Annotated in this window: 8 protein-coding genes; 4 read left to right on the top strand and 4 right to left on the bottom strand. The window is 56.1% G+C overall.

From position 1 onward, the window contains the following. The first annotated feature begins 570 nt into the window (after positions 1-570). The 4 genes from dps to glnQ all read left to right on the top strand — a co-directional run bounded on the left by dps (position 571) and on the right by glnQ (position 3,575). Positions 571-1,074: a DNA starvation/stationary phase protection protein Dps gene (dps, locus tag Q7O77_RS10335; RefSeq protein WP_085651446.1), complete on the top strand. Its 504-nt coding sequence runs from the start codon at positions 571-573 to the stop codon at positions 1,072-1,074. A 352-nt stretch (positions 1,075-1,426) separates the two neighbouring features. Next, the gene (gene glnH / locus Q7O77_RS10330) at positions 1,427-2,170 is read left to right on the top strand and encodes a glutamine ABC transporter substrate-binding protein GlnH (protein ID WP_304166645.1); all 744 of its coding nucleotides are present in this window, start codon (positions 1,427-1,429) and stop codon (positions 2,168-2,170) included. 26 nt (positions 2,171-2,196) lie between these two features. Continuing rightward, positions 2,197-2,856 (top strand): glutamine ABC transporter permease GlnP, encoded by a 660-nt coding sequence (glnP, locus tag Q7O77_RS10325; RefSeq protein WP_304166642.1) that lies wholly within the window; start codon positions 2,197-2,199, stop codon positions 2,854-2,856. Continuing rightward, positions 2,853-3,575: a glutamine ABC transporter ATP-binding protein GlnQ gene (glnQ, locus tag Q7O77_RS10320; protein WP_304166639.1), complete on the top strand. Its 723-nt coding sequence runs from the start codon at positions 2,853-2,855 to the stop codon at positions 3,573-3,575. The genes glnP and glnQ overlap by 4 nt, the downstream gene beginning before the upstream one ends. A 95-nt stretch (positions 3,576-3,670) precedes the next feature. On the opposite strand, the gene Q7O77_RS10315 is transcribed toward glnQ, so the two are convergent. The 4 genes from Q7O77_RS10315 to dinG form a co-directional block, all read right to left on the bottom strand. After that, positions 3,671-4,942 carry a phosphatase PAP2 family protein gene (locus tag Q7O77_RS10315; protein ID WP_304166637.1) on the bottom strand — a complete coding sequence of 424 codons (1,272 nt, stop codon included), beginning with the start codon at positions 4,940-4,942 and terminating at the stop codon, positions 3,671-3,673. Between the two features lie 275 nt (positions 4,943-5,217). Continuing rightward, positions 5,218-7,083, bottom strand: coding sequence for a M3 family metallopeptidase (locus Q7O77_RS10310; RefSeq protein ID WP_304166633.1), 1,866 nt, complete (start codon positions 7,081-7,083; stop codon positions 5,218-5,220). 165 nt (positions 7,084-7,248) lie between these two features. Beyond that, on the bottom strand, positions 7,249-8,220 hold the full coding sequence (gene ybiB, locus Q7O77_RS10305; protein ID WP_118895167.1) for a DNA-binding protein YbiB: 972 nt from the start codon (positions 8,218-8,220) through the stop codon (positions 7,249-7,251). 127 nt (positions 8,221-8,347) lie between these two features. Further along, positions 8,348-9,783 (bottom strand): ATP-dependent DNA helicase DinG (gene dinG / locus Q7O77_RS10300; protein ID WP_304166628.1); only part of this gene is annotated, 1,436 nt, incomplete at its 5' end.

The raw sequence follows: 9,783 nt of genomic DNA, 5'->3' as shown, positions 1-9,783 counted from the left end.
ATGCGTCAATTCACTATCATTATCACAGCAGATCTTACCCGACAACCACGCAAAAATGCCCTGTTACATTGCGTACGCTTTTTCAACAAAACTATTCTGTCAGGACGATTTTATACATGCGTTCATCGTAAATTGTCGCCGGGTTCGAGATTGATTTTTTATTTTATAAATGGTCTGCCCGTGTATTCCTTTTTTTTTCGTGTTTAACTCAGCGAAAACACCACCGTGTAGATTGCCAGCGTCAAACACCACGCGTCAGACAAAGGTCACTCGCCTGGCTAGTGTCAAAATATAGGGGATGAAAAAGACGCATTCACCTTTAAGGATTTATTTCAACGCGAACTGGATAAACGACAAATAAAATAGCTGATGAAAAACAGGGGCTTTAGAAATAGACGGCATGATGATAATGCGTGTAATTTTCGATAACATTTTGAAGTCATTAAACTTTAACGTTAGTGTCTATCTGTTCAATAGGCAAATTTTTACAAACGGTTCCGGTGGAGCTGCTATAATTATCCCCGTTGAACATCAATACTAATGATTAATGAAATTAAGAGGGCAACACTTATGCGTACAGCTAAACTGGTAAAACCCACCTCTTCAGAACTACGTTACACACTTAACGATCAGGATGACGAAATTAAAGTTTCCACCATCAAGCTGCTGAACCAGCTGGTTGTTGATTTTACCGACCTGTCCCTGATTACCAAACAGGCTCACTGGAACATGCGTGGTGCTAACTTCATCGGTGTTCACGAAATGCTGGATACGTTCCGCACAACCGTTGTCGATCATCTGGACACCATCGCAGAACGTGTCGTTCAGCTGGGCGGCGTTGCGTTGGGTACCACTCAGGCAATCAACGCGAATACTTCGCTGAAAAGCTACCCGACCGACATTCACAACGTGCAGGATCACCTGAAAGCACTGGCGGAACGTTACGGTATTGTGGCTAACGAAACCCGCAAAGGTATTGTTCAGACCGAAGATGAAGATACGGCAGACATTCTGACCGCCGCTTCTCGCGACCTGGACAAATTCCTGTGGTTCATCGAATCTAACATCGAATAATTTTCGGCATTTTGGTGCTGCATCAGACCGCCCCTATGGGCGGTCTGCCTATTTCTGGCGCTTACAACTCCCTCCCCCGTGCACGTTTCGTTTCCTGAAGCATTTCCCGTCAGGATGGACAAAAAAAAACCTCAAATCACCAATATTTAGCCCCACACGCTAATCAACAGTTGTCACTCCAGGTCAATTAAGTTAATCATATTAGTGCAGTGTGCACATAAAAAGCCTATGTTCAAAAACACAGGCGGTACCGCTCCAAAACCTGCTGTCGGCGCTGTGTGAATCCCGCTCGCGGCAACAGCCTCACTCCTCAAAAACAGTGAAACAAAACTGTATTTATAGGAAACAACCAATGAAATCATTTCTCAAAGCTTCAGTTGCCGCACTTGTGCTCGCCTGTAGCTTCAGCAGTCATGCAGCAGATAAACCGCTGATCGTAGCAACCGATACCGCGTTTGTTCCTTTTGAGTTCAAGCAAGGCGATAAGTACGTTGGCTTCGATATCGATCTGTGGGACGCCATCGCCAAACAGTTGAATCTCAACTACACCCTGAAGCCGATGGATTTCAGCGGCATCATTCCTGCATTGCAGACCCGCAACATCGACCTGGCGTTAGCCGGTATCACTATTACCGATGCACGCAAACAGGCGATTGATTTCTCCGAGGGCTACTACAACAGCGGTTTGCTGGTCATGGTTAAAGCCGATAATCAGCAGATCAAAGGCGAGCAGGACCTGACCGACAAAATTGTCGCGGTGAAAAGCGGCACCGGCTCCGTGGACTATGCGAAAGCCAATATCAAAACCAAGAGCCTGCGTCAGTTCCCGAACATCGACAACGCTTACATGGAATTGGCCACGAATCGTGCCGACGCGGTGCTGCACGACACGCCTAACATTCTCTATTTCATCAAAACCGCCGGTCATGGTCAGTTCAAAGCCGTCGGCGACTCCATCAAAGCCCAGCAGTACGGCATCGCTTTCCCGAAAAACAGCGATTTGCGCGAACGCGTGAACGGTGCGCTGAAAACCCTGCGTGAAAACGGCACCTATGCAGCTATTTATCAGAAATGGTTCGGTACTGAACCTAAATAATCGCCGTTCGTTTGTGGAGAAATTTCATGCAGTTTGATTGGAGTGCCATTTGGCCTTCCCTGCCCCTTCTTCTGGAAGGGGCCAAAATGACCCTATTGATTTCGGTTCTGGGCCTGCTGGGTGGCGTCATTATCGGCGTATTCGCGGGGTTCGTTCGCGTTTACGGCAACTGGATATCCAGCCGTATCGCGCTGGTGTTTATCGAAATCATTCGCGGCACGCCGATTGTCGTACAGGTCATGTTTATCTACTTCGCGTTGCCGATGATCCTGACCTCGGTTCGCATCGACCCGTTTGCTGCCGCCGTCGTCACCATCATGATCAACTCGGGGGCGTATATCGCCGAGATTACGCGCGGTTCGGTCCTGTCTATCAACAAAGGCTTCTCGGAAGCCGGTATGGCGCTGGGCCTGTCTCGCCGTGACACACTGCGTTACGTCGTTGCGCCGCTGGCGCTGCGTCGGATGCTGCCGCCGTTGGGCAACCAATGGATTATCAGCATCAAAGATACTTCGCTGTTTATCGTCATCGGCGTCTCTGAACTCACCCGTCAGGGGATGGAGATCATCGCCGGGAACTTCCGCGCACTGGAAATCTGGAGCGCGGTCGCCGTGATTTATCTGGTTATTACGCTGGTGCTGAGCTTCCTTCTGCGCCGTCTGGAAAGAAGACTTAAAATTATATGATTGAATTTAAAAACGTTTCTAAACACTATGGGCAAACACAGGTTCTCCATGATATCGACCTGAAAATCAATCAGGGCGAAGTCGTGGTGATTATTGGCCCGTCCGGCTCAGGGAAATCCACCCTGCTGCGCTGCATCAACAAACTCGAAGAGATTACCCACGGAGAGCTGGTGGTCGACGGGTTAAAGGTGAACAATCCCAAAGTGGACGAACGTCTGATCCGTCAGGAAGCCGGTATGGTCTTTCAGCAGTTCTATCTGTTCCCGCAGATGACGGCGCTGGAAAACGTGGCTTTCGGCCCAATTCGCGTTCGCGGCATCAAGAAGGAAGAGGCGGAGAAGCAGGCGATGGCGCTGCTGAAAAAAGTGGGGCTGTCCGAACGGGCGCATCACTACCCTTCCGAGCTTTCCGGTGGACAGCAGCAGCGCGTAGCGATTGCCCGCGCGCTGGCGGTGAAACCGAAAATGATGCTGTTCGATGAGCCCACTTCGGCGCTCGACCCGGAGCTGCGTCACGAGGTCCTGACCGTGATGAAAGATCTGGCGGAAGAAGGGATGACCATGGTCATCGTCACCCACGAAGTCGGCTTTGCTCAGAAAGTCGCGTCGCGCCTCATCTTCATCGATAAAGGCCGTATTGCGGAAGACGGAGAGCCGGATGCGTTGATCAGCCATCCGCCTAGCGAACGTCTGCGCGAGTTCCTGCAGCACGTGGCGTAATCGCCTCAAAAAACAGAACGTATCCCCACGGATACGTTCTGTTTGTCTCACCTCACTCATTTCCTACATAGACGACGCGGCAAGTCCGTGAGTCATCACTGTTTGCTGGCCAGCACGGCATCGTGCAGGTTCAGGCGCTGCCAGAAGTTACCCTCGCGACTTCCCGACAGCGGATAACCATTAGCTTCCGCCGTTTTCACCATCAGCGCACGACGCTGCTCCGCGCTTAACTCCGGCAAGGGACCTTCCAGCAACACTTCCGCGCCTTTGGGCACGCTGACCGGCCGTGCGGCCACTTTCGTCGCGGGCAGACCATAGCTCATCGTAAAGCGATAGAACTGACGCATAACGGGATGGGTGTAGGGATCGTCTTTACCCTGCGGCTGGGCACACTGCGCCAGACTCGTGCCACAGGCCTGCTCCAGCGCGGTGCGCATCTGGGTTTTGGCTTCGGTGAACAGCTTCATGTATTCAGGATCGTTCATCAGCGTCGCGATCTGATGCTCCGCCGTCATTCGTCCGCCCATCACATCCAGCGGGTAATGCACGCCCAGAACAACACGGGAGTAACCGTAGGTTGCCGCACGGTCAATCAGCGGAACGAACCGTTCAGGCAACATTTCCGCCAGCAGCAGCGCATCGTTGTAGCCGCTATTGGTGTGGCCGCTGGGGAACGCGTCGCCCGACGCGGTATAAGGCACGGAATCATTGATGACCGCCGTATCCGGGACCAGATGAATCGCGTTCCCCGGCTGTTTGAACGGACGCGGATAGTGATAGAACTGCTTCGCGGGCGATGTGCTCACGGCGCTGGCCTTGATCAACGCCGCGGCCTTACCCATCTCACCACGCTGATAAACGTCGATAAAGGCGTTACCCAAGCGGGGGCCCAGCGCTTCCGCCAACGCGTAGAAATAGCGAATGTTCTCCGCATCAATTAGCGCCTTCTGGCGTAGCGCGTCCGACGCATCCTGATTGATACGCTCTACCGTCGCGCGGTTTTGACGCAATAGTGTCGGCGTCAGTTGGTTAAACGCCGACAGCAATGTGATGCTGTCTTGCTCACGCGCTTCCTTCTGGAAGTCGTAGCTCGCCGCTTTGAGCCACGCCGCATCAGCCTGAGGGGAGCCCTGCTGCGCACTATCCAGCTGCGCCCGGGTCAGCGTCTGCGCATTGCCGCGCAGCATGTCCTGCAAATGTTGCTGTGCGCTCTTTTCCAGAGCGACGTATTCCGGGCTGGCGTTGGCCGCCGTGGTGGATTGAACCTCGGTCATCGCCACGTGCAAGGTATGTTCAGGTAAGGCGGCGGAAGCCTGGGAGAGGGTCAAGGCACAGGCGACGGCGACGAAAAGAGAAGAATAGCGCATGATATTTCCTTGAATTTCAGATAGATGATCGGACCGTTCTTTCCCTGCTGGGGAAAAACACAACGCAGAAAATTCACATGGCAGACAGCCTAGATCGTCATTGTGACCGTTCCGTGACAACGCCGACATTTAGGCATCATGAGAAACGCCGCCCTACAACAAGGGGTCAATCCTTTCAGAAAATCGGGGAAGGCCCGCCTCACCGAACGGGAGGCGGGTTGATACGGCAGCAATCGCTACCGTATAGGATCGTGAGAAGATGGCGTTGGCGGGTGTTATTTCACGACCGGGTAGTCGCGTTCAATCTCGGCGGCAAATGCCTGACACATCGCCGCATCGCCCTGACGGTTATCCGCCAGTACCCGTTCACCGTCCACGACACGGATATGCGCCTGCAGGTCGAAATCAGCCGCGGGCTGCGGGCGCGCCGCCGCCGATGTCATCATTGCCTGCGCTTCCTGCCACGCCTGTTCCACCGTCATGGTGCAGGCCTGAGCCAGATAATCGGGGTTGAAGCCCTCGCCCGTCAGGCTGCGCAATGTCTCATCGTGGCTGACGCTGTTACCCGGCTGCCAGTAGTGGCGGGCCAGATCCTGTCCGATCGCAGGGTTATCCGTCAGGTAGCCATCACGATTCAGGAAAAAGGCTCGCGTCTGCTCGACGGCCATCAGCGCCAGCAAATAGCCCTGATACGAGCAGGCCGACTCCATTGACAGCAGATGCGGGATCGCCATCGTCGGACGCGGACTGCCTTCAATGCCGATGATGCGCTGTTCGGTTTCGCGCGCCAGCCGGGTGATGGCCTCCGGCGTCAGCTGCGCATCGTCCCACTGATAGAGCTGCCATTCGAAGTAAGGCACCAGCAGAATGTGCCGCTCGTTGAAGGCGCGCATCGGCTGACGCGTGCGGATATCTTCCTGAATCAGCGCGTCGGGGATCGTCTCGCCGTTGCGGCTGCGGGCATAACGTTTCAGCCAGTCGGCGTCCTGTAGCAGGCTATCGCAGAACATGGATTGGGTTTCCGCATAGGCCATCGACGTCGGCGGATACTCCTGCGCAAAACAAGGCGCATTCTGACGAATATTGGCGAAGTGCGCGGCGTGCCCGCCCTCATGGAACAGCGTATTGATGCCGTGCGCCCCGCTGCCAACCTGATCCGGTTTTGCCAGACTGGTGAAATTGATGCGCGCCGGGACCCACTGTCCCTGATTCACAAACGGCGGCACGGGCTGGTGCATGAAGCCGTTCTCATATTTCCCTTTCCGCACCAGCAGATCGAGATTCAGCTCCGCGCCGTTAAAACCGATGTGCAGCCTTTTGAAACTATCGACCCAGCGCTCCAGCGAGGCGGCGAAGGGAAAATAGGGGTCGAGCTGGCGCGTCACATCGCCCGCGCTGGCGTAGCGAATATTCCACGGCGACAGCGCCTCCGCGCCCTTTTCCGCCGCCAGCTGTTCGAGACTGCGCTGATTAGCCTCGCGCGTCTCGGCTTCGAAGCGGTCAAGAATGGCGAACAGCTGCTCCGGCGTCATGCGCTCGGTTTTGTTCACCTTGTAATCGAAGTAGTTGCGATAACCCATCTGGCGGGCGAAGCGGTTGCGCAGCCGCACCAGTTCAGGGAAACCGTTGTTCAGCAGCCACTGCTCCAGGTCGCGCAGCGCCTCCTGCGAGCTACGGCGATAGCTTTCGTTATCGTTCGTCGCCTGATTGGTCAGCAGCTCGCCCAACGATGCAGGAACGCGTTCGCCGTCAGCATTCAGGTGTGTGGGTTGATAGGTCTGACGATGCGCGTACAGATCGCTTTCCGCCGCAATCAGCGCCTCCATCAGCGACTGTGCTTCCGGATCTTCAATCACGTTGCAGTCGAAGAAGCGATACCAGCCTTGCAGGCCGTGCAGCAACGCCTGCTGCTGCGCTGATTCCGGTAACGCTTCCAGCGCCGAGATCTGCTCACGCAGCTCCGCCAGTTTCTGCGGCTGGGCGATAAATCGCTTGTAGGCGCTTTCTGCAGCAGAGAAGCGCGCCGCCACATCGTCGTCGCCAATGCCCATATACAGCTGCCAAAACAGATCTTCTTTCGCCTGATGGACGGCGAGATAATCGCGATTCAGCGCGTTGAAATACTCCACTATCTGCTGCATGGCTGCTCCTTTACGTCAATGCAGACTCAGGCGCCGCAGTCACTTTCCGCTACCGCGCCAACCTCATCCAATCACAGTGATTAAACGGCCAATCTTTAAGATGTTTTTTTCAAGCATAGAACACGGCGACGGCACGAGCGTGTAGAACCGAACCGTCCACGACCGCTACGCCGCCAACCGACGAACCACCTCGTCCACGGCCAGCGTCAGCGATTCAGCTTCGCCGCAGCCGACCAGGCAACACGCCAGCTGCATGATGATGGCCTGCGGCACCGGCTGTTCTCCGGTCAAACAAGCGGTCGTCCACTGCGCTGTCGCGACGGCATCGGAGGTCGCGGGCAACGCCGACCGTTCGATAAGCATATCCTGCCGCGCCTGCAGCGGTTGCTGCTGCTGGCGATGAATGAAATAGGTTTCAGGAAAGCGGCGGGGATTGGCATAAACTTCGCCCTCGGTGCCCGGCATCAGCAACGCACGCCCGTCGATATCTTCAAAAAACGTCCCGAGGCGCGCGATATATTCAGGATGCGACACGCTGGCCAGCCGCAGCGCGGCCGATGGCCCGAACGGCGTGGCGACTTTCGCCAGCGTATGCGCGCTGTTACGCACGCCCATCCGCCAGCGCATATTCAGCTGCCGCTCCATCGGCGGACACAGCACGTCGATAGGCAAGAACACCAGCTCGCCGCGATCCAGCTGCCGTTGCGCTTCGTCCTGAGACTCCGCCGGAGCCACGCCCAGCTCTTGCAGGATGGAGCACGTGGTCACGCGCGTCGGATCGGTTCTCACGCCCTGCACCACGACCGGCAACCCCATTTTGTGCAGCAATAGCGCCAGCAGCGGAGTCAGATTGGCCTGTCGACGCGCGCCGTTATAGGTGGGGATCACCACCGGCAGCGGACGGTCGACCGGCGGCGTCAGCGATAACGTCTGAGCCGCCATCGCCTGATAGAAACCGCGCATTTCCGCTTCCGCCTCGCCTTTGATGCGAAAGGCGATCAGCAATCCGCCCAATTCCAGCTCCGGAACGGCATCGTTCAGCATCGCCTCATAGAGCGCGCGCGCCGTCTCCTGATCCAAATCGCGGGCATGATTTTTTCCCCGCCCGACCTCTTTAATAATTTTGGTGTAATCCATGACGTTTCCAAGCGTTAACACGAATCGTTTGCAGTGAAAATAGCATGTTTTATCGCGTTGAGCAGCGTTTGCCGCGCGTCGCAGAGCGAATGCGCGGCGGCTGTCCGAGCAGCGCTGACAGGGAAAATCAGGGCGCGGGCATATCCCGTTGTTCGATGGGGAAGACCGGCAGCGCGGCCAGCAGCTGGGCGCCATAGCCCTTGGTCAACAGGCGACGATCGTAGATGATGATTTCGCCGAAGCAGGTATGGCTTCGAATCAGGCGACCCACCTGCTGGATCAGGCTGAACGATGCGCTCGGCAGGCTCTGTACCACGAACGGGTGCCGTTTCAGGCTTTTCAGCCATTCGCCTTCGGTCAGAATCACCGGGCTGTCGATGGGCGGGAAGGCAATTTTGTGGATGTGTACCTGCGAGAGCAGTTCGCCTTTCAAATCCAGCCCTTCGGAGAAGGACTGCAATCCGATCAGCACGCTGGTTTGCCCTTGCTCAACCCGCTGACGGTGGAGTTCCACCAGCCGATAGCGCGGTTTGTCGCCCTGCACCAACAGCATCAGCCGCAGATCGGTCACCTGCGTCAGAAACTGCTGCATCGCGCGCTGGCTGGCGAACAGCATCAGCATGCCTTTATGCGCATCGCGTTTCAGCTCGGCGCGGAAGAAACGCGCCATTTCGGCAAGGTGATCCTCTTCCTGCGCCATCAACGGCTCATAGCTCATCTTGGGGATCACCAGCTTACCCTGATCGCGATGATTGAAGGGCGAGTCCAGCGCGATGAAGGTATCGCCATCGTCCTCGCCCAGCCCCGTTAACTCTTTAAGCCGCGAAAAACTGTTCAGCGAGCGCAGCGTGGCGGAGGTGATCACCACATGAGACAAGTTACGCCACAGCAGACGGTCAAGCTGATCCGAAACGCGGATACCCGCGCAGTGCAGATAGAGATGAAGCTGACCGTCGCGGACTTCCCGCACCAGCCACTTGGAAACCGGCGCCTGCGAAGCCTGCTCCAGCGCCGCGAGCCGCCACAGTTTACTTTGAGATTCGAAGTAGCCCAGCAGCCGACTCATGCGCAGCATCGTCTGATGTAGACGCACCACGTCATGCTTGCCGGTTTTTTCCGCCAGATCGTTGAGCATATACTCCGTCAGTCCCCGCAGACTGTCGGTCAGCTTAAACAGACGGGAGCAAAGCTCGCGCATCTCATCGGGCAACTTACCCATCGGAAAACGGTAATCCGCCGCAGGTGACGAGGCCGGTAGAAATAGCGTACTCATGCGTTCAAAGGACTGAATCAGCTCCCGAATTTCGGCGCAGTGTTCGGCCAGCCGGTCCGGCTGGCTCAGCCGAGGCGGCGATTTGGGGGAGAACTGAGCCAGACAAACGCCCATCTGCTGGATGAACTGATCCATCTGATGCTGCACCGCGCCAATCGTTACCTCGCCCGACATCTCCAGCGCGTCGCGGGCGACGTCCGGAATATGGTGGCCTTCGTCCAGCACCAGCAGCAGGTTTTTGGCGCTTGGCAGAACCGAGTCGCTCTCCATCGCCGCCATCACCAGCGCAT

Origin of the sequence: Lonsdalea britannica (genome assembly GCF_946477055.1) — a bacterium.
GTDB classification, from domain to species: Bacteria; Pseudomonadota; Gammaproteobacteria; order Enterobacterales; family Enterobacteriaceae; genus Lonsdalea; species Lonsdalea britannica_A.
The sequence above is the reverse complement of the archived record's forward strand: the minus strand, read 5'-3'. Positions and strand labels throughout refer to the sequence as shown.

Bases quoted from the DNA above. Each gene is read 5' to 3' on its own strand.
- dps (WP_085651446.1), top strand. From the start codon at position 571: ATGCGTACAGCTAAACTGGTAAAACCCACCTCTTCAGAACTACGTTAC.
- glnH (WP_304166645.1), top strand. From the start codon at position 1,427: ATGAAATCATTTCTCAAAGCTTCAGTTGCCGCACTTGTGCTCGCCTGT.
- glnP (WP_304166642.1), top strand. From the start codon at position 2,197: ATGCAGTTTGATTGGAGTGCCATTTGGCCTTCCCTGCCCCTTCTTCTG.
- glnQ (WP_304166639.1), top strand. From the start codon at position 2,853: ATGATTGAATTTAAAAACGTTTCTAAACACTATGGGCAAACACAGGTT.
- Q7O77_RS10315 (WP_304166637.1), bottom strand. From the start codon at position 4,942: ATGCGCTATTCTTCTCTTTTCGTCGCCGTCGCCTGTGCCTTGACCCTC.
- Q7O77_RS10310 (WP_304166633.1), bottom strand. From the start codon at position 7,083: ATGCAGCAGATAGTGGAGTATTTCAACGCGCTGAATCGCGATTATCTC.
- ybiB (WP_118895167.1), bottom strand. From the start codon at position 8,220: ATGGATTACACCAAAATTATTAAAGAGGTCGGGCGGGGAAAAAATCAT.